Here is a 381-nt window from a genome sequence, read left to right on the forward strand (position 1 = left end):
CGTTCGAGGTGATGGTCATGAACGTCGAGCCGTTGTCGCAGTAGATGGCGTGCCCGTGGTCCAGGATGTCGTGGATGACGTTCCCGCTGATCTGCTCACCGTCGGCCAGCGAGGACCCGGTGATGCCCTGCGTGTAGATCGCGCCGCCGTCGGCGAGGTACTGCATCGCGTCGTAGATCAGGTTGTCCGAGATCACGTTGCCGTGGCTGGAGTTGGCGATCGCCGGCGCCTTGATCTTGTCCGGCCAGCCGCCCCAGCCGATCGAGATCGCGGTGTAGGGGGTGTGGTCGATCTGGTTGTGCGAGATCAGGGTGTTCTCGGCGTAGCCGACGTCGATCCCGACACCGCTGCGGTACTCCACCGAGGTGGAGAAGATGTGGT

The 381-nt window shown here is 63.8% G+C and carries 1 pseudogene; it reads right to left on the minus strand.

Annotated features, from left to right (window positions below):
• A pseudogene (locus tag GWK61_RS55610) lies at nt 1–381 on the minus strand (right-handed parallel beta-helix repeat-containing protein); the annotation flags it as partial.

Origin of the sequence: Catenulispora rubra (genome assembly GCF_015356825.1) — a bacterium.
GTDB classification, from domain to species: domain Bacteria; phylum Actinomycetota; class Actinomycetes; order Streptomycetales; family Catenulisporaceae; genus Catenulispora; species Catenulispora rubra.